Origin of the sequence: Holdemanella sp. MSK.7.32 (genome assembly GCF_024460475.1) — a bacterium.
GTDB lineage: Bacteria > Bacillota_I > Bacilli_A > Erysipelotrichales > Erysipelotrichaceae > Holdemanella.
The window spans coordinates 1-663 of sequence record NZ_JANFYN010000120.1; the positions used below are offsets into that span (position 1 = coordinate 1).

A 663-nucleotide genomic window follows, 5' to 3' on the forward strand; every position below is an offset into this window, starting at 1 on the left:
CCAGCTCGCGTCTCAAGGCGCTGCTTTCACTTCGTTCAAGCTATCGCTTTTGACTCTCGCCAGCCCTCAAAGGGCTTTATTTTTTACTATTTCTTTCTCTTTGCTTTTTCTTGTTTGTATGCCTGTTGCTCTGCTTCTGAGAATGGATTTGCGTACTCTTTTACACTCATTTTATCCATTGCTATATCATGCATTTCCTGCTCTCGAATATATTTTGCAACTGTCGCATCATTCAATCCTACTGTACTTACATAATATCCTTCACTCCAAAAATGTCTGTTTCCAAACTTATATTTCAGATTTGCATGTCTGTCAAACATCATCAATGCTGACTTTCCTTTCAGATATCCCATAAATGCAGATACAGACAATGATGGAGGTATCATAACTAGCATATGTACATGGTCCCTCATCAAATGTCCTTCTATTATTTCTACATGCTTGTATCTACATAATTCTCTCAATATTTCACCTAAATCTTTTCGATATTGATTGTATATCACTTTTCGTCTATACTTTGGAGTGAAAATGATGTGATACTTACACATCCATTTTGTATGTGCTAAAGAGTTTGCTTTATTAGCCATTATAATCACCATTCTTTCTTATTTTGATAGCTTGAACACCTTCATTATAGAAAGAATGGTGATTATTTTGTATAAC

General features: G+C 35.0%; 1 protein-coding gene. It reads right to left on the reverse strand.

The window, feature by feature from the left end; genetic code table 11:
- Positions 1-86: 86 nt before the first annotated feature.
- Positions 87-587, reverse strand: a complete 501-nt coding sequence (gene tnpA / locus NE544_RS12065) for an IS200/IS605 family transposase (protein WP_256269504.1) — start codon at positions 585-587, stop codon at positions 87-89.
- Positions 588-663: the final 76 nt, after the last annotated feature.

Bases quoted from the DNA above. Each gene is read 5' to 3' on its own strand.
- tnpA (WP_256269504.1), bottom strand. From the start codon at position 587: ATGGCTAATAAAGCAAACTCTTTAGCACATACAAAATGGATGTGTAAG.